At 65.8% G+C, this 21,328-nt stretch carries 16 protein-coding genes and 2 pseudogenes; 5 read left to right on the forward strand and 13 right to left on the reverse strand.

What is annotated here, in order from left to right; genetic code table 11:
* Positions 1–24: 24 nt before the first annotated feature.
* The 5 genes and pseudogenes from ACGF5O_RS38815 to ACGF5O_RS38835 form a co-directional block, all read right to left on the reverse strand.
* Positions 25–918 carry an NAD(P)-dependent oxidoreductase gene (locus tag ACGF5O_RS38815; protein WP_393814626.1) on the reverse strand — a complete coding sequence of 298 codons (894 nt, stop codon included), beginning with the start codon at positions 916–918 and terminating at the stop codon, positions 25–27.
* 131 nt (positions 919–1,049) lie between these two features.
* Positions 1,050–3,803 carry an alkaline phosphatase family protein gene (locus ACGF5O_RS38820; protein ID WP_393814627.1) on the reverse strand — a complete coding sequence of 918 codons (2,754 nt, stop codon included), beginning with the start codon at positions 3,801–3,803 and terminating at the stop codon, positions 1,050–1,052.
* Positions 3,804–3,816: 13 nt separating this feature from the next.
* Positions 3,817–5,187 carry an ABC transporter permease gene (locus ACGF5O_RS38825; RefSeq protein ID WP_393814628.1) on the reverse strand — a complete coding sequence of 457 codons (1,371 nt, stop codon included), beginning with the start codon at positions 5,185–5,187 and terminating at the stop codon, positions 3,817–3,819.
* Entirely contained in the window at positions 5,184–6,158 is a 975-nt protein-coding gene (locus tag ACGF5O_RS38830; RefSeq protein WP_393814629.1) for an ABC transporter ATP-binding protein, read from the reverse strand. The genes ACGF5O_RS38825 and ACGF5O_RS38830 overlap by 4 nt, the downstream gene beginning before the upstream one ends.
* Positions 6,159–6,396: 238 nt before the next feature.
* A pseudogene (locus ACGF5O_RS38835) lies at positions 6,397–6,519 on the reverse strand (EamA family transporter); the annotation flags it as partial.
* A gap of 25 nt (positions 6,520–6,544) precedes the next feature.
* Here ACGF5O_RS38835 and ACGF5O_RS38840 point away from each other — a divergent pair.
* Complete coding sequence (locus ACGF5O_RS38840) at positions 6,545–7,993, forward strand: recombinase family protein (RefSeq protein WP_393814630.1); 1,449 nt, start codon at positions 6,545–6,547, stop codon at positions 7,991–7,993.
* A 71-nt stretch (positions 7,994–8,064) separates the two neighbouring features.
* Here ACGF5O_RS38840 and ACGF5O_RS38845 read toward each other — a convergent pair whose 3' ends face one another.
* The 5 genes from ACGF5O_RS38845 to ACGF5O_RS38865 form a co-directional block, all read right to left on the reverse strand.
* Positions 8,065–8,280 (reverse strand): hypothetical protein, encoded by a 216-nt coding sequence (locus tag ACGF5O_RS38845; protein WP_393814631.1) that lies wholly within the window; start codon positions 8,278–8,280, stop codon positions 8,065–8,067.
* Between the two features lie 412 nt (positions 8,281–8,692).
* On the reverse strand, positions 8,693–10,042 hold the full coding sequence (locus ACGF5O_RS38850) for a replication initiator (protein ID WP_393814724.1): 1,350 nt from the start codon (positions 10,040–10,042) through the stop codon (positions 8,693–8,695).
* A 294-nt stretch (positions 10,043–10,336) separates the two neighbouring features.
* Positions 10,337–10,534: a hypothetical protein gene (locus tag ACGF5O_RS38855; protein WP_393814632.1), complete on the reverse strand. Its 198-nt coding sequence runs from the start codon at positions 10,532–10,534 to the stop codon at positions 10,337–10,339.
* Entirely contained in the window at positions 10,531–11,832 is a 1,302-nt protein-coding gene (locus ACGF5O_RS38860) for an FtsK/SpoIIIE domain-containing protein (RefSeq protein ID WP_393814633.1), read from the reverse strand. The genes ACGF5O_RS38855 and ACGF5O_RS38860 overlap by 4 nt, the downstream gene beginning before the upstream one ends.
* Positions 11,832–12,179: a hypothetical protein gene (locus ACGF5O_RS38865; protein ID WP_393814634.1), complete on the reverse strand. Its 348-nt coding sequence runs from the start codon at positions 12,177–12,179 to the stop codon at positions 11,832–11,834. The genes ACGF5O_RS38860 and ACGF5O_RS38865 overlap by 1 nt, the downstream gene beginning before the upstream one ends.
* Positions 12,180–12,346: 167 nt before the next feature.
* Between ACGF5O_RS38865 and ACGF5O_RS38870 the strand changes: the two genes are divergently transcribed.
* Positions 12,347–13,126 (forward strand): GntR family transcriptional regulator, encoded by a 780-nt coding sequence (locus ACGF5O_RS38870; RefSeq protein WP_393814635.1) that lies wholly within the window; start codon positions 12,347–12,349, stop codon positions 13,124–13,126.
* Positions 13,127–13,344: 218 nt separating this feature from the next.
* On the opposite strand, the gene ACGF5O_RS38875 is transcribed toward ACGF5O_RS38870, so the two are convergent.
* Positions 13,345–13,641: a hypothetical protein gene (locus ACGF5O_RS38875; RefSeq protein ID WP_393814636.1), complete on the reverse strand. Its 297-nt coding sequence runs from the start codon at positions 13,639–13,641 to the stop codon at positions 13,345–13,347.
* 317 nt (positions 13,642–13,958) lie between these two features.
* Positions 13,959–14,516, reverse strand: a complete 558-nt coding sequence (locus ACGF5O_RS38880) for an ATP-binding protein (protein WP_393814637.1) — start codon at positions 14,514–14,516, stop codon at positions 13,959–13,961.
* Between the two features lie 200 nt (positions 14,517–14,716).
* On the opposite strand from ACGF5O_RS38880, the gene ACGF5O_RS38885 reads away from it, so the two are divergent.
* Positions 14,717–16,093 carry a sporulation protein gene (locus tag ACGF5O_RS38885; protein WP_393814638.1) on the forward strand — a complete coding sequence of 459 codons (1,377 nt, stop codon included), beginning with the start codon at positions 14,717–14,719 and terminating at the stop codon, positions 16,091–16,093.
* Positions 16,094–16,096: 3 nt separating this feature from the next.
* Here ACGF5O_RS38885 and ACGF5O_RS38890 read toward each other — a convergent pair.
* Positions 16,097–17,011: pseudogene (locus ACGF5O_RS38890) on the reverse strand (aminoglycoside phosphotransferase family protein).
* Positions 17,012–17,358: 347 nt separating this feature from the next.
* Here ACGF5O_RS38890 and ACGF5O_RS38895 point away from each other — a divergent pair.
* Positions 17,359–17,841: a hypothetical protein gene (locus ACGF5O_RS38895; protein WP_393814639.1), complete on the forward strand. Its 483-nt coding sequence runs from the start codon at positions 17,359–17,361 to the stop codon at positions 17,839–17,841.
* A gap of 153 nt (positions 17,842–17,994) precedes the next feature.
* Positions 17,995–21,066 carry an ATP-binding protein gene (locus ACGF5O_RS38900; protein WP_393814640.1) on the forward strand — a complete coding sequence of 1,024 codons (3,072 nt, stop codon included), beginning with the start codon at positions 17,995–17,997 and terminating at the stop codon, positions 21,064–21,066.
* The last annotated feature ends 262 nt before the right edge of the window (positions 21,067–21,328 follow it).

Here is a 21,328-nt window from a genome sequence, read left to right on the forward strand (position 1 = left end):
GGCCCAGGCCCCGCGGTCCGCCGTCTACGACCCGGGCTGCCCGTCCTCGAAGCTGGCGAAGTACGCGGCGGCCATGTCCTCGTCGGCGTGCCCCTGGGCGGCGGCGCGGGCGAAACGTTCGGCCGCCGCCTCGGCGACGTCCAGGCGCACGCCGTGGCTCGCGCCGGCCGCGACGATCAGCCGGGCGTCCTTCCCCGCGGTGTCCACCGCGAACGACGGCGGGGTCAGCCCGCCGTCCAGGATCAGCCCGGCCTTGGCCCGCAGGTAGCCCATGTCGAGGGGCCCGCCCGCGATCAGGTCGAAGAAGCGCTGCGGGTCCACGCCGAGCCCCTGGGCCAGGGCGACCACCTCGCCGGTCGCCGCGGTGGCCGCGAGGACCCAGCTGTTGGCGACCAGCTTGAGCCGGGTCGCGGCGGCCGTCGACCCGTCGTCGCCGGTCCACACCGTGCGGGCGCCGACCGCGTCGAAGACGGGCGCGACCTTCTCCCGGCCCTGCTCGGGCCCCGCGGCCAGGACGGTGAGCTGTCCGGCCTCGGCCGGCTGGCGGGTGCCGAGGACCGGGGCGTCGTAGAAGACCAGGCCGTGCTCGGCGGCGAACGCGGCCAGGGCGGGGATCTGGTCGAGGCCTGCCGTGGTCGACTGCACCCAGGCGGCCCCGGGACGCAGTGATCCGGCCGCCTCGCGCAGGGTCTCCAGGGCGGTCGCGCCGTCGTACAGCATGGTCAGGACGACGTCGGCGCCCTCGACGGCCTCGGCCGGGCTGTCGGTGACCTGGGCGCCGTCGGCCGCGAGGGGCTCGGCCTTGGCGCGGGTGCGGTTCCACGCGCGGACGGTGTGCCCGGCCTTCAGGAGGTTGCGGGCCATCGCGGCGCCCATGATGCCGGTACCCAGCATGCCCACGGTCGGCTTGTCGGTCATGACGTCTCCCTGTCCTCGTACGTTCCGCAGACAGCTTGGCGTACCGGGCGGCGCCCGGCGTGCGGCATCGCGCGGGAAAGCGCGAGGGACCCCGGCGCGGGGCCGGGGTCCCTCGGTCTGCGCGGGCCGGATCAGCCGTCGTTCTCCGACGACGGGAGGTACGCGCCGGGCACGTCGTTCGGCGCGTAGACCTTCTTGTCACCGGGGTACGGCTTGGTCCAGTTGTGGGTCTGGTACCAGGTGTAGCGGTTCATCTGGGTGGGGTTCGCGTAGTCCGGCACCGCGTTCTTGCCGGTCAGCCGCTGGTGCGAGGCCCACGTCCGCCACTGCGCCGCGACCTCGGCCTCCGCCGCCGGGACGGCGACCGACGTCGGCGCGGCCGCCGCCTGCGCGTCCTGGGCCGCCGGGGTGTCCGAGCCGCAGGTCGGCTGCGGGCTCACGCCGAGGGTCAGCGAGGTCCGGTTCGGGACCGCCGTGAACGGCGTGTCGTCCGCCTTGCCGGTGAACGCCCCGTACATCGGGGTGGCCGCGCTGTCGAGCTGGTTCATCGGGTGCACGCCGAGGATCTGCTCGATGGTGCGGACCATGGTGATCTGCGAGTAGTAGTGGTCGTCGACCGTGCCGTGCTGCGCGTACGGGCTGATGACCTGGACCGGGGCGCGGTGGCCGTCGACGTGGTCGAGGCCGGCCTGGGAGTCGTCCTCGACGACGAAGATCGCCGAGTCCTTCCAGTACTTGCTGTGGGTGATCTCGTCGACCATCCGGCCGACCGCGAGGTCGTTGTCGGCGACCTCGGCGGCGGCGTTGGCCGGACCGCCGGTGTGGTCGTTGGAGAACCAGAACATGTTCAGGTTCGCCGGACCGTTCTTCTCGAAGTCCTGCTTCCAGATCTGCTCTTTGTAGATGTCCGGGACGTTGAGGTCGAACAGCGGGAAGCCCTGCACCGACACGTCGTTGAGCGAGGGGATCGCCGAACCCGTCTTGATCGGGTACTGGGTCTGGGCCCCGGTCGCGGCCATGTTCTTGCTGTCGCAGTACAGGTTCTGCCAGGTCGCCCCGGCAGGCTTGCTCTCGTACGACTGGAACTCGCCGAAGTCCTTCACGGACTTGCCGGCCGCCTGCGCGCCGGTCCAGATGAACCCGGTCTTCTGGTGGCCGAGGACGTCGTCCTCGGTGTCGTAGCTGCGGGTGTACTCGCCGGCCGACGACTCGGTGTACTCCGGGTTGTCCGACTGCATCAGCCAGTTGTGGCCCTCGGCGGAGTTGGTGCCGATGTCGTAGAAGTTGTCGTACAGGCCGAACTGCTCGGCCAGCGCGTGCTGGTTCGGCGTGACGTTCTCGCCGAACTGGGTGAGCGAGGAGTTGCCGTTGCCCTGCGGGAGGTCGCCGAAGACCTGGTCGTAGGTGCGGTTCTCCTTGACGAGCAGGAAGACGTGCTTGATCGTCGACGGGTCGCCGATCCGCCTCGGGACCGGGACGGCCTTCTTGTGGCTGTTGCTCTTGGCCGTCCTGACCGAGTTCGACGTCCAGCCGTTCTGCTTGAACACCTTGGCCGTCTCGGACCTGACGACCTGGTCGCTCGGCATGGTGAACCGGGTGAGGCTCGACGTGGTGTCGTGCGTGTTGTGTCCGGCGGCGTCGGGACGGAGCGCGTCGATGCCGCGGGTGTTGGCGACGACGATCTTCTTGCCGAGGGCGGTGACCCCGGACGGGTAGTAGTCGGTGGGCAGCAGGCCGACGTAGCGGGCCGGCTGCTGCGGGGAGCTGTACCGGTAGACGGCGACGGCGTTGGCGCGGCCGAGGGTCACCAGGAGGCGGCCGTCGTCGGTGAGGGTGACCGCGTTCGGCTCGTAGCCGACGGAGGCCTCGGGCCACGGCTGGGTGGAGATCGTCTGGACGACCTTGTCCTTGCGGCTGTCGATGACCGAGACACTGTTGTCTGCGGTGTTGGTGACGAACACCGCGCCCTTGCTCGCGTACACGGCGGTCGGGTGCAGGCCCACGTCGACGGTGGAGACGGCGGCGGACGGGTCCGCGGTGTCGATGACGCTGACCGTGCCGGTGGTGCTGGCGCCGGTCTTCGGGTTCGCCACGACATTGGTGCCGTAGGAGTTGATGGTGGTGTCGCCGGCCTTGGCCGGGCGCCCGCCCTCGTTGCTGACGTAGAGCTTGCCGCCGACCAGGGCGAGACCGCGCGGGGCGTTGCCGACCGCCCAGGTCTGCGTGACGGTCCCGGTGGCCGCGTCGATGGCGACCACCTTGTTCTGGCCGTTGACCGCGGAGTACACGGTGGAGCCGTCGGCGGAGAACACGGCCGCGCCCACCAGCGCCTGCTTGGAGCCGTCGGCCGCGATGTTGACGGCCGTCGGGTTGGCGAGGGTGCCGTCGGCGTTGACGGTGAACCTGGTGTACCCGTTGGCCTGGCCCAGCCACAGCTGCTTGCCGTCGGGCGAGTAGGTCGGGCCCTCCTGGCCGACCGCGCCGCTGCTGATGCGCAGGTCGTCGGCGGCGTTGGTGCCGACCTTCTGCTTGACCTGACCGGTCGCCAGGTCCACGACGACGAGCGACGCGTCGCCGTCGGCGACCGAGGCGGCGAGGTGGGTGCCGTCCGGGCTGACGACCGACGACATGATCTTGCCGTCGTTGATGACGCTGCGGGTGCCGTAGGGGTTGATGTACTGGTCGGCGGAGACCACCTGGCCGTTGGCGGTGGTCTGGCCGACCTGCTGGGTGCCGAACTGGTACGTCGAGGCGACCGCGGTGCCCGTGACGCCGAGGGCGACCGCGATACCGGCCGTCACCATCATGGCGCGGCGGCCGACGCGGCGGCCGAAGAGGTTGACCTGTCTTTTCTCGCTGATCCGGCGCTGGCGGGTTACCTGCACGGAACTGTTCCCTTCAGTGGGTGTCGAGCAGGTCGACGTTGCCGTCGAACTGCCACAGCGGATTCGGGGCGTCGCCGGTCGGGGTCCGCACCAGGAAGTAGCCGTTGACTTCCTTGGGACCGTCGCCGTCTGCCACGAACCGCCCGTCCGAGGTGATGTCGAGCTGGTAGATCGCCGTCCCCGTGACCGCGGTGACGCCGGGGAGGTGCCAGCTGACCACGCAACGCCAGTCGTTGCCCGCGCCCTCCTGGGCGGCCTGGCCGTCGCTCTTGGTGCATGCCGCCGTGGCGCCCAACTGGGCTTCGGTGACGGCGGGTCGATGGAGTTCCCGCGTCTGCAGGCGGTAGAGGTGGCCGAAGACCGTGGCGAGGGACTTCTGCACCTTGTCCTGCTTGATCCCGGAGCCGGTCGACGGGGTGGTCACGGCGACCGCGCCCACGGTGACGGCGGTCAGCGCGGCCAGCGGCAGCACGCCGAGGGTGAGCGCGCGGCGCCCGGAGCCGTCGTAGGCCGGGTTGGTGAAGTCCCGCCGTACGAACAGCACATACGCGAGGACCGTGGCGAGCACCGCCCAGGCGAGGCTCACCGCGACGGCGACGAGGAGCGGGGCGAGCTGGGCGGGGCTGGTGAACAGGCCGTTCCAGGAGATGAAGGCGTAGCCGGGCAGGGCGAGGCGGACGGCGACGGGCAGCGGCAGCATCTGGGCGACCGACATCGCGAGCGCCACGATCGGGGGCAGCAGCAGGCCCATCGGGGAGCGGCCGAGGGCGACCGAGCCGAGCAGTCCGATCGCGGCGAGGGAGAGGGTCGGGGCGAGGGCCACGAGCCAGGCGAGCAGGACCCGGCCGGCCGCGTCGCCGGGCGACAGCAGGTGGCCGTCAAGGCCGACCAGCGGCTGGTCGCCGACCGACGCAAGGCCGCCGAGCGTGCTGGAGGCGGCCAGTCCGGCCACCAGCAGCAGGATCACGGTGAGGCTGGCCAGGGACTTCGCCACGAAGATCCGCGCGGGTGAGCGGACCGCGACCAGCAGGTGGCGCCAGGTGCCGAGCCGGTCCTCGGCGGCGAACACGTCACCGGCGACCACCGACGTCAACAGCGGCAGCGCCCAGGTGCCCGCGAAGCCGAGCATCACCAGCGGCCCGGCCCAGCCGGTCGCGTGCATCCAGCGCCCGAAGAGCGTGTCGGCGGGCAGTGTGCTCTGCTGGCTGACCCCCGCGACGAACAGGCCGGGCGCGATCCAGCAGGCGAGCACCAGCAGCCGGATCCGCCACTGGGAGACCAGCTTCACCAGCTCGAAGCGGTACCCGCGGGAGACCGGGACGCGGCGGGCGGCGGCGGGTTCGGTGGCGGCGGGCGCGGGAGCGGGGGCTGCGGTCGCGGTCATCGGCCGGTCTCCTGGTGCTCGGTGAGGGCGAGGAAGGCGGCTTCGAGGGGCGATACGACGGGGGCGAGTTCGCGCACCGCGACACCCGACCGCACCACCTCCGTGACGAGTTCGTCGAGGGCGGGCACCAGAGCGCGTACGACGAGCACGTCGGGGTCCTTGCGCAGGCCGAGGCCGGTGTCGTCGACGATCCGGACGCCGGCCACGTCCGCGGCGAGCCGGCGCGCGGCCTCGGCGTCGGAGGTGCGCAGCCGGTAGTCGAGTTCGCGGTTCTCGGCGGCGAGCTTGGTCAGCGGGCCGGAGAAGACGACGCGGCCGGTGGCGAGGATGGTGACCTCGGAGCAGAGTGCCTCCAGGTCGTCCATCCGGTGGCTGGAGAGCACCACGGCGGTGCCGTCGGCGGCGAGCCGGGTGAGGACGCCGTGCACGTGCCGCTTGCCGGCCGGGTCGAGGCCGTTGGACGGTTCGTCGAGGACGAGCAGCCGGGGCCGGGTGAGCAGGGCGGCGGCGAGCCCGAGCCGCTGGCGCATGCCGAGGGAGAACCCGCGGGTCTTGTCGTCGGCGACGGCGGTGAGCCCGACCTCGGCGAGCACGTCGTCGATGCCGGTCCTCCCCGAGGAACCCGCGGTACCCGCCGTCCCGGTGTCGAGACCGCGCAGCCTGGCCAGCGCGGCGAGGTTCTGCCGGGCGGTGAGCGAGGGGTAGAGACCGGGCGCGTCCACGAAGCCGGCGACGCCGTCGGGGGCGGCGAGCGCCCGGTCGACCGGCGTCCCGAGGATCTCCAGCCGCCCGCCGTCGGCGACGGCCAGCCCCAGCAGCAGGCCGAGCAGCGTCGTCTTGCCGGCGCCGTTCGGCCCGACCAGACCGTGGATCTGACCTTGCGTCACGTCCAGGTCCACGGCGTCCAGCGCGACGATGTCCCCGAAGCACTTGGTGATCCCGCGGGCCCGGACCGCGTGAGGTGTGTCCATGAGTCCCGTGCGTCCCTTCTTCCGCAATCCGCAGGGACTTTATGGAGAACACACATCCCAGGCACAGGCGGTCGGCTGAACGCCCGGGGAACGGTTCGTCAAGGCAACGGCAAGTCCGGCGGACGGGCGTCCGGCTCAAGTCCCTTACCGGCCAAGGTGGGGAATCCCCGCACCACGACGCTTGCCGAAGGTGAAGCCGTGAACGGACCGGCCCCGTACCGAGGAGGCCGCCGCACGGCTACCCGGCGTGCAGCATCAGCCCGATCCCGACCACCAGCAGCCCGGCCGCCGCGATCCTGGGCGCTCCGAACCGCTCCTTGAAGAAGACCGCCCCGATGGCGGCGCCGACGATGATCGATGTCATGCCAGGCTCATACAGTGTTTCCATGAGTCGATCCAAGTTAGGCAAGGTCACCATCACGCCGGGCGAGCCCGCAGCGATCTACTGCCGCATCTCGCATACCAGGGACGAGGACCAGACCGGGGTGGACCGGCAGGAACGCATCTGTCGGGAGATCGCCGAGCGGCTGCAACTCCGTGTCGAGTCGACGCACGTCTACGTGGACAACAACCGGTCGGCGTGGCAGCGCAACCGGAAGCGGCCGGGGTGGGAAGCGATGCTGAAGACGATGGGGGAAGGGGAGATCCGGCACGTCATCGTCTACCACCCCGACCGGCTCATGCGGCAGCCCAAAGACCTTGAAGAGTTGCTCTCCATAGCCGACGACAAGCGCGTCTTGCTGCACGGCGAGGCGAATCGGCGCGATCTGTCAGACCCCGATGACCGGTTCATCCTGCGTATCGAAGTCGCCCACGCGTGTCGATCGTCGGACGACACATCACGACGCCTCAAGGACGCCTTGAAGGACCACGCCCGTGAAGGCCGGCCGCACGTGGGAAACAGGCCGTACGGCTACACCGGCGACGGAACCGCGATCGTCGAGAAGGAAGCCGAGATCGTCCGTGAGGTCTACCGCCGTTACCTGGACGGCGAGTCACCGAACCTCATAGCGCAGGATCTCGCCGCACGCGGCATCCCCACGTCCAAGGGCAAGGTATGGAACCCGGAGAACGTCCGCCATCTGCTGTCGTCCCGCTTCGTGGCCGGGCTGCGGTTCCACCTGGGCGAGGAAGTGGCCGTCGGGACGTGGCCCGCCATCATAGACCGGGGGCAGTGGGACGAGGTGCAGCGACTCAAGGAGTACCGCGCCCAACAGCACTGGGACACGAGGAAGCGACCTCTCCGCAACTACATCCTGCGCGGAGTCGTGACGTGCGCATGTGGGTCACGGATGGGCGGAACGAACAGCGTCCGGTACCCCTACTACCGATGCAACCGCTCCGACAACACCGACCAGCAGAAGTGCAACCGTTCCGTCTCGGCCGAGCCGCTGGAAGCCTTCGTTCGGGACGTGGCGATCAAGGTGCTGACCAAGCTGGACACCTCGGGCTACGAGCCCGCCACGACCACACGCCCTGAGGCCGACGTCATCGCCGACGACAAGGACCGCGAGAAGCTGACTGAGCTGAAAGAGCTGTGGCTCAACGACGACGACTTCACGACCGCCGACTTCCAGGCCATGCGCGCGCCGATCATCAAGCGGATGAAGGAACGGCAGCGCAAGACCGTCAAACGACCGGTCGCCGTACTGGAGGGGATCGCCGGGCCGGACGCCGAAGCCAACTGGGAGAGGCTGGAGAAGGCGGAGGACTACGCGCGCATGAACGCGATCTACCGGTTCCTGTTCGCCGCCGTGATCGTTCGGCCGCCGACGCGGAAGGGGAGGGGATTCGACACGGATCGGGTGGAGATCGAGCCGAACCCGCTCGACTGAGCAGTCTCCGAAAGTGGTCAAACACCCGCTCAGCAGGGAAGCCCTCGCCATGTCGGTGAGGGCTTCCCAGGTCAAACCGTCGAGGTCTCGTCCATTTCCTCCGAGACCGGTGCGGTGGGCAACTTGCTGGACTTGTCCGTCAGCTCCTCACGAACCTTGCGGAACGCGCGAATGACACGGATCAGGTCCCTGCTAGCACCGACCAACTGATTGCAGAAATACCGGAAGACTAGAAAGACACCACCTACGACGGCGGTGACGACTGAAACCCAGCCTACGGTGACCATGGAGGCCCACTCTCAACCCCCCGGTGGCTGTCGGCCGATGCCGACGATCAGGCCACCCCGAGACTCCGCTATCGGAGCCCGACCTTCACAGGGATATGACTACGCGCAAAGGAGCACAGAGCGGAATGGACTTGGCGCAGTAACGTCGGTGGTTCACCGCACCCTCCTCGTCAACGACTGTACCGATCTTCACCCGTGTGGGCTATGGCCGACCAAGGTAGAGCTCGGGTGCGCACCTTGTCCAATGTGGCTGATAACAGGGGGTCCCAGCATGGGCAGGAGGCCTACTCCTTGCGTCCAGGACCGAGAAGCCGCGCGAGCCTCGCAGCGCTTTTCGGCCCTATCTGCGTGGGGAACTTGGCCGCTTGCCGCTCAACCGCCCGAGCCCACTGCTCGCTGTGGTGGCGTCTCGTCACCAGGGCACCTCCCGCTGTCCCCGCGCTATCTCCCGGTTCGCGGCGATGTCTTCGGCGACGCCGACGGCGATGAGTGCCGCGCCGGGGGTGTGGCCGGAGCCGACGTAGCGCCATTGCCGTTCGGTGACCGTCTCGGGAGTCTCGGTGTGGCCCATGTGGTGGGCGCGTTCGGCGCGGAGCGCTGCGTAGGTGGTGGAGTAGGCGCGGGATTTGGTGAGGATGTGGCCCCGGTAGCCGAGGGTGTGCGTCCAGTTCCGGAGGTGGAGGGGTTTGTATTCGGGGAGGCCGCCGAGGCGCCAGCAGGCCCGCATGAGGGTGCGCACGTGCTGGCTCACGGGCGCCGACTCGATGTCTTCCCAGGTGGTGACCGGGTGGTCGACGCCGGCGCCCGTCTCGCTCGCGCCTTTGGTGACGTACTTGGCGACGTACGCGGCCACGGCATCATCGTCGGGGCCGTCGCCGTTCGTGCGCAGGGGCCGGACGTCGACCTGGGCGCCCCAGCGCAATGCCAGCCCACCCACGGCCGGGCTGTACGGGGTGTGGACGAGGACCCGCCCGGCGGAGGCGCGCAGCGCGTCGATGAGCAGTTCTGCCGTGGCCCAGGCCGGGGGTTCGGCGTCGGCTCCGCCCGAACCGTCGAGGCGGACGACCGCGTGTACGTGGACGGCTGCGCGTTTCTGGTATTCGGCGACGCGGGCGAAGGACAGCCGGGCGTGCCGTGCGAACTGGGACTGTACGAGACCAACGGAGGAGGCTAGGCGTCGGCGGACGTCGATGACGAACCGGTCCCACAGCTTGGAGGCGTGCGCGTGCCACAGCACATGGGCGGTGTAGTCGTAGCAGTCAGGACAGAGAGGTTGACCGACAACGCCAGCCTCGGGGGCGTGGATGGCGCCGCAGCCGAGGGGCCGCCCGTGCTCGCAGGTCCCACCGTCGCGGCGAGGACGGCACACATCCCCGGTCCGGTGGACGGGGCCGAAGGATGGAGCGGTCAGGGTGACGAAGAGCCGGGGCCGGTGTCGGACCGTGGCGGGGACGTTCTTGCCGCCGAGGAAGCCCGCGCGGACGAGGTGGTAGGTGTCTCCCGCGTGGAGGCGGGAGCAGGCGGGGCAGATGGTCGCCCGACGGTTGCGGCAGCGGACGAGGAGGCGTTCACCCGGTTCGCTACGGGTGTCGTAGTGGTGGAGGATCTCGCCGGTCGTGCCATCCAGGGTGGTGGTGGAGCCGGAGAGGTGGACGGGGTGGGCGCATCCACCGGTCGCGGTGATCTGCGCGAGCCAGCGGGAGAAGTTCGGGTCTTGGGCGAGGCGGATGGCGTCACGGTCGGTTTCGGGGAGCTGACGCAGGCGCGCCGCGCGGTCGAGGGCGGCGCGCCTGTCAGCCGGGGTGGACTCCGGGGTGATGGTGGTGGCCTTCCGGGGTGGGCCGCCGAAGCGGCACGGTGGGTGGGTAGTGGTGCGCCGTGAGTCATGGGGATCACTTCCTTGCGGGTGTCGGGGGGTGGGGGTTCAGCGGATGGTGCCGGTGCCCCGGCAGATGCGGCAGCGCCGCAGCCGTCCGGTCCACGTCTTCCGTGCTCCGTCGCCCTTGCAGTACGGGCACCTCACGCGAGGCATGGGCATGGTGGTGGTCCCTTCTGCTCAGGTGTGGGAGAAGCCGCTGATGAACCAGGTCACGAGTTCATGCACGGTCAGGCCCACGGGGGTCTGGCCGAGGTAGAGGCCGAAGAGGCCGACGCAGACGGCTTCCCACGGGCGGACATCGCGGGAGCGGACGAGGAGGACGGTGATGATCCCGAAGATCACCGCGAACCCGTAGGCCGTGCCTTCGCTGATCACTTGTCGTCTCCTTCCGGCACCGTGAGGGTGCGGACCAGGGCGGGCAGGTGCGGGGTCAGCGCGCTGTACTTCCGGGTCGTCGACACGGCCTCTTCGGTGGGGGTGAGGTGGGAGCGGGCGCGGCTCCAGCCGCCGTCCGGGCCCGTGCACACGGCCACCCCGCGTTCCTGGGCGGTGATGGACTGGGCGACGGCCACGGCGTCTTTGTTGAGGTCGCCGAGGGTCATTTCTGCGGTGCCGGGGTCGTTGACGCGGTGGCAGATGCGGCCGCCGAGCTGGGCGCGCAGGGCGGTGACGCCGGGGCCGAGGTCGGAGCCGACGCGTTGTCCGGCGACGACCAGGTGCAGGCCGAGCGCTGCCCCGAGTTGGGCCAGGCGCAGGAGGAGCGTGGAGCACTGCTCCGCCTCGGTCTTGCTCTCGCGGGTGCCGTCCGACAGGTACAGTTCGGCGATCTCGTCGACGATCACCACTATGGGCACCGGCCGGAGCTTTTCGGGGAGCTCCCAGATCGAGCGGACGCCGGCCGCCCGGCACGCACTCATCCGGTCTCTCATGTCGGCCGCCAGCGCGAACAGCACGGTGACCGCTTCTTTCCGACAGGTGGCCAGTGCGCTCAGCCGGTCGGCGAACAGCCCGAGTTCCATACCTCCCTTGCAGTCGATCCCGACCAGGGCGACCCGCTGCGGGGCGAGCTGTGTGATCAGCCGGGCGAGGAGCATGGACTTGCCGGAGCGGGTGGCCCCGGCGATCAGCCAGTGCGGCACCAGCCGCAGGTTCATCACCCAGGCACCGCCGGATTCCAGAACCCCGATGAGAGCCGACAGCAATTCGGTCGGAGCCGTGGCTAATCCGGGCCGCTCCAACGGATCCGTAGCCGTCGCCGTCAGCAGGACGAGCCCGCGTTCCGGCGAGGTGACGCGAACCGCGTGGACCCTCCACGCGTGCACCAGGGCATCCGCCGCCTTCATGTACGTCGCCGGAGTCTGCCCCGCATGCAGGCGCACGGTCACGGTCAGGCCCAGCCGGGTTGCCCGCGGGAACGAGGCCCGCGGGATGACCGGCCGCAGCGGGTCGCCCTTGACGACCAGGTCTCCGAGGAGCCCGCGGGGCGGTCGCCGGGACACAGACAGGTCGTTGAGCATCGCGACCTTGCGCCACGTCGCCACCACGCGGAAGGCGGTGACCGGGTAGCCGGCCAGGTACCAGGGCCAGACGGGACGGTGCCGTCGCACCAGGTCGCCGACCACGAGCATCCAGGCCAGTACGGCGAGGGCGAACGCGAGCAGGATGGGTCCCATCACGCGTCACCGCCCTTGGACTGCGCGGGGGTTCCGTGCACGGGGGTGATGGCGTCGGCGCGGAAGCTGACACCGTGTCGGTCGCCCATCGACCACATGAACGCGGTCAGCCCGGTGACCTTGACGATCTGGCCTTCCTCGATGCCTTTGGGCGGGCCGCTGACGGCGATCTCGATGACGGAGATCCGCCGCCCGTCCTGCCGCACGGTGACCGCGACGGTCCAGACCGGGTTACCGTCCCGGTCCCTCTTCACCTCCTGCGTGTCGGTGTTGGTGATCTTTGCTTCGGGCGCGATGGCGCACCGCAGTACGCCCAGCCGCGCCGTGTCCACGGGAATGGACTGCATTTCTTCGGCCTCCCTGGCCAGTCCAGACGCCAGACTTGCTCTGACGTCACTTGTCCTTACGAGTTATGACTATGAAGTCCTGTACGGCGAGAGCGCAAGTACTTATGCTGACGAGTGACGCCGCGCGTGCGACGTGCCTACGACCCCGACCCGCCGGAGATGCCTACATGTCGGAGATCCAGCGCCCCGGAGCCCTCTACCAGCAGGTGGCCGCCGCGATCCGCGAAGCGATCCTGTCGGGCGAGTTCGCCCCCGACTCCCTCTTGCCGTCCGAAGCCCAGCTCATGACCCGCTACGGCGTCTCCCGCCCCACCGTCCGCAACGCCATCGCCGCCCTGCGGGCGGAAGGCCTGATCGACGTACGCCACGGCAAGGGCAGCTTCGTGCGCTCCGACGGACAGCCGTCGATGACGATCGAGCGCCGGATCAGCCGCACGCCGGACGGCAAGTTCGTCATGCCCAACGGCGACGTCTGGCAGGAAGCCGAAGAGCCCAGCACCTACCGCACCCACACCACGAAGGCCACCGGCCGGCTCCTCCGACTCGGCGAGGAGGAAGCCCTGTTTGGCTGTGACCGGCTGCTCCTCGACCCGAGTACGGGGACGCGTGCGATGCACCGCACCCTGATCCCGTTCGCCGTAGCGGACATGGTTCCGGCACTCGCCGAGGACCCCTACAAGCGGTCGGGTGCCCTCTACCGGCAGCTCACCGAGGACGGCCACAAGCTCACCTGGTCCGAGACCGTACGCGCCCGCATGCCCCTGCCCGACGAGCGCACCACGCTCCAGCTCCCCGACGCGACCCCGATCCTGCACCTGGCCCGCATCACCCACGACACCGACGAGACGCCCCTGATCCTCGAAGAACTCCGCATCGGAGCCGACCGCGCCGAACTCGCCTACCGGATCACCGCCGACAAACAGCCCGCACCACGAACCCCCGGCTGAGCTGGGTCGAGGATCGGTCGAAACAGCCTTCACTTCCTCAAGGGCGCGCCTTCGGCGCGCCGGGGCGCCCGGCCGCCCCGGCCGGGCGTGCGGCGTGGCCGCCGGTCCCGTCCGGTCGGCAGGCGCCCCCTTACCAAGGAGGCCCGCGGAGTTGAGGCGTTGACTGGCCGTCGCAGGCCGGGGCCCAAGGGGCTGGGGGTCGCCGGCGGAGGGACCTCTCACGCCGCACCACCGTGGCCATCCGCACTCGCCTCCAGGAGGCGAGCTAGCCGCTCAACCGCACCAGGCCAGGCCGCCAGCCGCACGACCCCCTGCCCATCCTCGTTCGTCGAGGCGACGGCCCGCACAGCGGACAGCTCGAACCCCACGCTCAGGAGCGCACGGTTCAAGCGATCGGCCGACTCCTGCGCCTCACGCCACCCCGCCATGTAGTCGACGCCAGGCGCCCAGAATCCGAAGTCCTCGCCCGGCACTTCGAGTCCGTCACTCAGCCAACCCTCACCGGAGCTAGTCACCTTGCCCACCTCTGCCCTGATCTAGGTAACGGATCGTCAACTTCCTTACGCCAGGGCCGAAACGCAGCACGACGGCCCCGGTACCATCAGGCACCGGGAACCGTCGCGTTCCCAGCCGGGCCACCCTTCGCTTTCCAGGGCTGACGGGGTGGCCCGGCCTTATCTGGTTATGAAGCGCGATCCCTCCGGGAGGGGAGCCCCCGGGTTCTACAGAGACCGCGCTCCTTGGCCGGAGTGGTCAGACTCCGGCCGGTTTCCGGACCGCCGCCCACTCCCGATCGCGTGGGAGTGATGTGGGGGCGGCGAGCCGGAGATCATCAGTACGGCCTGTCCTCCGCATTGCCATCCAGGTCGAATCGGCACCAGACCGTCTTGCCTCCGCCCTCCTTCGGCGTCCACCACACGGCAGCCGCCATCCGCTGCGTGATCATCAGCCCCCGGCCGCTGTCAGCCAGGACCGCCTCCGAGAACTCCGTCACCAACTCCGGCGAGTAGAAGTCACCCATGGGCAGGAGCGGGGGTGTCGAGTCCTCGTCCGCGACCCCGACGAAGAGCCACTTGGGGAACAACTTGTAGATCACGTCGATGCGCCGGCAGGCACCCGGACTGGAGTGGTGGCGGTCCGGAACCGCATGGTTCACCACGTTCCCGACCAGCTCTGAGACGGCGAGTTGGGCGTCGTACACGAGGTCACGCGGGACCGCTCCCCGCAGGAACACGGTGGCCGTGTCGCGCGCGATGCGTCCGGTGTCGCAGAACTCGGCGAAGAGCGTCACCGTCATGTAGTGACCGCCGTAGGACGGATTCGGCGCCACGAACCAGTGAGCATATGCATCCAGCTCACCCATCACATGCTTGGCTTTCCCCTCGTTCATCGTGTCCCTCCGGCAGCTCTCATGTCTCCGCTTGCTTCACGCAACTCAGTACACGGCGCAGGGGACGCGAACGGGAGCGTTCATTGGGGGGTCCACCTGAGCACTTGCAAAGCGAAGGGGGGTTCAGGAATGAACCCCCCAGCCGGATAGCGCTGTGACAAGATGAACACTCGCCGTCATTCTCGGGTTGGCAGGGGAGCATGAGCCGAGAGCCCAACGCGCAGCTGATCGCCGTCATGAGCGAAGGCAAGATCTCGAACAAGGGCCTTGCGAAGCGCATGACGGACGAGGCCGACCGACGAGGCATGGAACTGGGAACGACTCACGTCTCCGTACAGCGTTGGCGCAACGGCTCAAGCATCAGGCCGCAGACAGCCGCGATCATGGCGGATGTCTTCTCGGCCAAGCTGGGCCGCCGTATCACGGTCGGCGATCTCGGATTCTTCGGCGACACCAAGCCCACTACGCCGGAACCGATCGGCTACCCCGGCACCGTCCCCGATGTCCTGTCGATGCTTGATGGACTCGCCCAGGAGCGCGCCGACGCCCCCGTTTCGAACCAACTGATCATCGCGGAGGCCGATCTCAGCTCCGCCGTCCTGACATGGATGATCGCGCGCCCCGACGGCATCCAGGCAGACAGGCCAGCTCTCCAACGAGTGGGCATGCGTGACGTCCGAGCGATCAGGGATGCCGCCGGGACATTCATGGCTCTCGACTTCAAGTACGGCGGAGGGCACGGCCACAAGGCACTACGTCACTACTTCCGGCACGAGGTGCTGCCGCTCCTGAGCGTGAGCTACAGCGAGAAGGTGGGCACCGCGTTATTCAGCGCTGCCGCCGAGGTGTCCCAGTTGCTGGCGTGGACCGCCTACGACGCCGGAAACCACCGGCTCGCCCACCGCTACCTAACGTCAACCCTGCGCCTATCCCAGGTCATTGACGACCGCATGTTCGGCGCCCGCATCCTGGGCAACCTCAGCCATCAGGCCAACTACCTTGGCAATCACGCCCAGGCCATCCAGCTAGCCCGTGCAGCCGTTGAAGGCGCCAAGGGGCAGGCCACTCCACGTGCCATGGCCTTGAGTTCGGCGATGGAGGCTCGCGCTCTGTCCAACGCAGGCGACGGCATCGCGGCTGCTCGCGCGATGAAGGAAGCAGAGCGCCATCTCGATCGCGCGCACAGCGCCGACGGCCCGGCATGGCTCAGCTACTTCGACGAAGCGGAACTCATGGGCGAACTCTGCCACTGCTTCCGGGACCTCAAGATGCGTCGCGAAGCAGTCGAGCAGGCCCAGCGAGCGGTGGACAGCACCGACCCGAAGTACGCGCGCACTCTTGGATTCTGCCGCATGGTGCTTGCCCAGAGCCAGCTACTGAACGGCGAGTTGGAAGCCGCCGTCACCACCGCGAGCCTCGCAGTCGACGGCGGCGACTCCCTCCAGTCCACGCGGTTCCAGCGCTACGTGACCGACTTCCAGAGCGAGGTCAGTGTGCACGCGACGAACCCCGCTGTGGCCGCCTTCAGCGACAAGGTGCGCGATGCGCTCACCCGCTTGGACGAGGACGACGAGTAGGAGTTACCAGGGCCGCCAGTCCCGAGGCGCATCGTCGTTCCGTAGCCCTGCAATGCGCCGGCGGTACTCAGCCGCAGTCTACTCGTCCTCCTGAACGTTCTGCATGAGCCACGTCGTCATGCCGAACTCTTGGATCCCGCGCAGCGTCTCGTAGCCGGGCCAGTCGTACAGGTCACGCCCATACGCGGCTACGAAGTCGGCGTACTGTTCGTCAGTCTGCCACCCAAGGCTGTGGTGCTCCACAGCTGTGACCATGAGATCCCACTCAGGGTGGTCATAGCAGAACATCTCGAAGTCGATCAGGATCACGCGACCTTGGTCGTCCACCATGAGGTTCTGCACGTGGGCATCTCCGTGCACCGGCCCCTTGGCCGACTCGAACCGCAGCTCGGCGTACCTGTCGCGCAGTTCGTGCCAGCGCTTCCGCAAGAACACCTTGTCATCGTCCGGGATAACCGCCCGATCAAGCCTCAGAGCCTGCTTGTCGAAGGGGTCGTACGACGGCAGTACAAGCCCGTCCGGCACGGCCATGGAGTGGAGCTCCCGCAGGACACCGCCCAGTTCCCCGTACGTCGCTTTGCGGTCCCCCTCAACGATCAGATGCCAGAACGTCACCGGGTGGCCATCGATCAAGAGGGGCTGTTCCAGATCCTCAACGATGCGAGCAGCCGGAAACCCTTCCTTTCCGAGCCACCGTGACACGCCCACTTCCACGCGCGCCTTGGGTAGATACTCCTTCCCCCGCGCCACACGCACGATGACCGGCACCGAAGCCAGCCTGAACAGCGCGTTCTCACCGAGACGGATCAGCTCTGCGTTTCTGTCATCGAGCCCTGCAGCCTGGCACGCGGCAGCCATCACCCGCGTAGCCGTCGCCGACGTGAACCCCTCTTCCGTGCGAGCAGCGTCAAGCGCCATGCCCGTACCAGCTCCCCTAGTCGCGCGCGATCAACCAGCGCACGCCTATGGGTGACCAACCCGACATGCGCAGGACACGACTCTGACCGTACCCGCACCCAGTCGTTATTAGTGATCAGCGGCGTAGGGAGAATCCAAGTGCCCCATGAAGACGCACAGAGTGCTGCCGCGCACCGGCATCCAGGGTCCGATGGGAGCGAGCAGAGCGCTTGGTAACCGAACGGAAGCGGAACTCACGACCGAGGTCTGGGCACGCTCCGCAACATTACGACTGTACATCTTCGTACAAGTCGACTACGAAGCAGGACAGGATGCCCTACGCTGATTGGCAGTCAGACGGGGGTGCGATGACGACATCGGAAGACAGGCCGGAAATAGAGGTCGTACGCAAAGAGTTCGCCATGGAGCGGTATCGGTACATACTACAGCAGATTCATGCTGTCAATGAGAACGGGTACCGCTTCCTCGCAATTTATCAGACGCTGGCCACTACACTTGTCGGCGCGTCGCTCGCGCTCTTCGTTGGGTACCGGCGGTGGGGGGTTGATCCTGCTACAGCTCGGGGCGGAGTTATCGGGCTACTAGCGCTCACTACAGTAGTTGCTGCATTCACCATGACGCAGATTGTTGTAGGCGCCTTTGCCTGGCTTGATTACCGTAATGAGGAATGCGACATAACCGATGAGATGGTTGCACCAGGATTTCGTAAGCGACCTCACCCCGGTAACCTCTTTAGATGGTACGAGACTTACGTTCTGTTGTTCATTATCATATCGATGATCGTTATGTGGTCACTTGCCGGCTTCTTCGTTCTGCCCAGGATTAGATGAAATCCCTGCCCTGCCGGTTGCAGGATTCCGGCATGGCATCCCAGTTGAGGCCAAACTACGATCACGCCCCTGACGCTGATTGAGTGGAACTCCTCATCTGTAGCCCGTCTTGCTTCCTGTCAAACATAAGCGCACCCGCTACATGGAGGATTCATGAGTTCTCTGTCTTCGCTCGCCGAACGAATGGCCGAGAAAGCCTCGAACTATGCGGCTTTTGGTGGATTTAGCCTACGCCAGACAAAGCAAGATCTTGAAGAGCTCCTCGGGAGGATTGGCCAACTTGGGTTCTTTGATCAGTACACCAAGCACGATATCTCGCACATCGATGTGATGCTTGAGAAGCTGGATTGGCTTATTCCTGACGAAACGAAGGATCGCCTCACTCCGGCCGACTGGCTCCTAATTGTCCTTTCTGCCTATTTTCACGATCTGGGAATGTTGGTTACCAGGGAGGAGTATGAGAAACGTAACGAGTCTGGATTCGAGAAATTTCGCGCCGACGTGCTACTGACGGACGATGCCGAAGGACGAGACTATGCAGCCCGCCTAACCCGGCTAGGCGATGACGAGCGAGAGAGGTTTCTCTATCAAGAATTTGTGCGCGAAAATCATGCTCTAAGGGTCAAGAATTGGATTCTGGGTAACGATTATCCTGCCGCAGGCATCAGCACCGTTATGATGCATGAAGTTCAACGCATCCTAGCTCCTCTGGAGCCCGTATTTCGGGATGACCTTTCGCAAGTATGCGAGAGCCACCATCTGGAAGACCTGTACGACACCGACATTTACCCGGTGCAGCAGTACTATGGAAATGGTGACGAAGAGTCAGCGAACGTTCAGTATGCAGCTGTTTTGTTGCGCACCATTGATTTGCTTCACATCACGCGGGATAGAACTCCATCCATCGCGTTCAGGGTACTTAATCCCAGCGACCCAATAAGTCAGGTCGAATGGGCCAAGCAAATGGCAGTTCGAGCGGTCAAGCCAGTTTGGGGACTGGACGCTGACGGCAATAGGAGCGAGGTCGCACCACGAGACACTATTGCCGTATACGCTAAGTTTACCGATGGAGACGGATTTTTCGGCCTGACATCATACCTCAGGTATGCCGCTGTCCAACTGCGGAAAAGCCACGATTGGATCCAGCGTAGCAACACAGCAAACGGGCTCAACTTTCAATTTCCGTGGAAGTACATCGACACGTCCAAGATCGAAGCAAAGGGCTTCCTGACTCAAACCTTTCAATTCTCTCTTGACCAGACCAAGGTACTTAATCTACTAACCGGCCACACCCTGTACAACGACTCCAACGTTGTGCTGCGTGAGCTGATGCAGAACTCGATCGATGCCGTTCGGCTTCAGCATGGAAACGAATCCTCCTCATGCGGTACGGTCCGGGTCAGGTGGGATTCTAAATCGAGAACTCTTGAGGTCCGCGATAATGGATCTGGAATGACGCAGGCCATCATCGAGAACAATCTTCTGAAAGCTGGATCGAGTCGCTACCAGGAGGACGAGTTTCGCAAAAAGAATCCCCACTTCAACCCTATTAGCCGATTCGGTATCGGGGTGCTTTCCACTTTCATGGTGGCCGACGAGGTGGAGATTCTCACCTGCCATCCAGATGAGAACGAAGCTCGTCAACTGTCTTTGAGGTCCGTACACGGCGAGTACCTAGTCAGGACAATCAACAAGACTGACATCGACAGGGATCTTTTCCCACACGGAACTTCCGTAAGACTCAAGATTCGCCCCAGCGCCGACGTAGGAGACGTCCTCAGAATCGCACAGAAGTGGATCGTCCTTCCCGAATGCGAGGTGACCGTTGGTGTGGATTCAGGGGAGGCGGTCAAAGTCGGTTATGAATCTGTCGGTCACGCATTGCGAGATGCTATTTCTCGGCACGGTGCTGATTTCTATGAACGACTCGACGAGGAAAAGATCAAAATCGTTGAGAAGGATCTAGAAGGCCTGTCAATCGCCTATGCTGTCAGATGGAATGAATACTTCAACGAGTGGATGTTTCTTCCCTTCTCGGCTCCAGTGCGAGAAGCCGATATTCTCGTTGGTACCTGCGTTGGTGGTATCCGGGTAGAAAGCTACCCCCCAGGGTTTCGTCGAGCACACGGCGTTTGGGCACTTGCTAACGCCGAGGGCCCGCATGCGCCTCGCACCAACGTAGCTCGATCTGCCATTGACTCCACGCCAGAGTTTACACGGGTTGTTGAGCAGATTTACTCTGCCTACTGTGATCATATCCGGGAGGAAGTGGAGCAGCTCCAGTCGGCTCGATCTCATTCCATGACCTGGGCAACAGGTGAAGCTGCGGTTATTTCCCGTGTATTTTCGACTAGTGATGCCGTTCCTGTCTCGCGCACTTCTCTGAGGCAAAGCCTGAGTAAGGTACCTCTGTTCCTGCTTGAACAAGGTGGAAGTCGCAGGCCTGCCTCAGCTGAAGATTTGCTCGACTTCGATGCGCTCCGTATGACCGAGAGCGCAGTGATGGAGCACATCGAATATCTTCTCCGTGAGCTACCAGGTGGATCGAGGGCATCTGTGATGAAAGTACTCGCGGATGCGGAGGATCAATGGGAGGAATCTGAGCCGGTTATCTGTACCCATTTGGGGCGCGACGGCCACGTCGATGAATTCTTCCTTTCGGCATGGCAAATTTCCGAGATAAAGGCCGATAAGTCGGAACGGCGCTGTGATTTCAGATGGATCAAGAAGGACGGGAATTCTCTCTGGTCTTCGGCGGACCTTGCGGATGCTGGCCTCGAGCGGCTTTCTACGGACCAAGACCCCCGATGGGGACGGACACGAAATCAACTGGTCCATATTCCCATTGGAGATGTCTCAGTCAGTGGGTTCACAGATGAAGAAGTGGGCGTACGCGTAGGTAATGAGTTGTACTTGATTCCAGGTCATCCGTGGGCGGGCATGGTGCACGACATGAAGAAGAAGCCGGATTGGCAAGGGTCAGACGATGAAAGACTCATTTGCTTGTCCTGGGTGATTGGTTCTGTTGTATCAGTCGCAGCCAGAGATTTCGCGCGCCCTATGCTTCCACTCAGTGAAGTTTTGGAGGATCTGCGACTCCGTGTGCGCAGGTTTGAAATTTCTCACCTTCTGGATTGGGACGCTTTCGCTGCTGCAGCCCTCTCGGGGGGATTGGAATTTTTTGACACGCGCAGGTGGCAACGGTCAAGTCTGCACATTTGGTAACAGTAGTTCTTTGCACCTAGCGTGATTCTCGCCGAATCTGAATCGGCCAGGTGTACGGATTGACCAAGCGGACGTGTCTTTTCTTATCGGAGAGGCCTCCAGAATGGTTTGTGCCATCCGGCAAGGAGCTATAAACGACGTTTCCCACAAGGGATCACATTTGCGGGACATCGCCCACAGTCGATGTGGGAGAAACCGGGTGCTCACCATGCACCAAAACGCGCCGACTGGACGCTTGGGATACATCTAGCGAACCGTTGAC

Origin of the sequence: Streptomyces sp. NPDC048291 (assembly GCF_043201715.1) — a bacterium.
GTDB lineage: Bacteria > Actinomycetota > Actinomycetes > Streptomycetales > Streptomycetaceae > Streptomyces.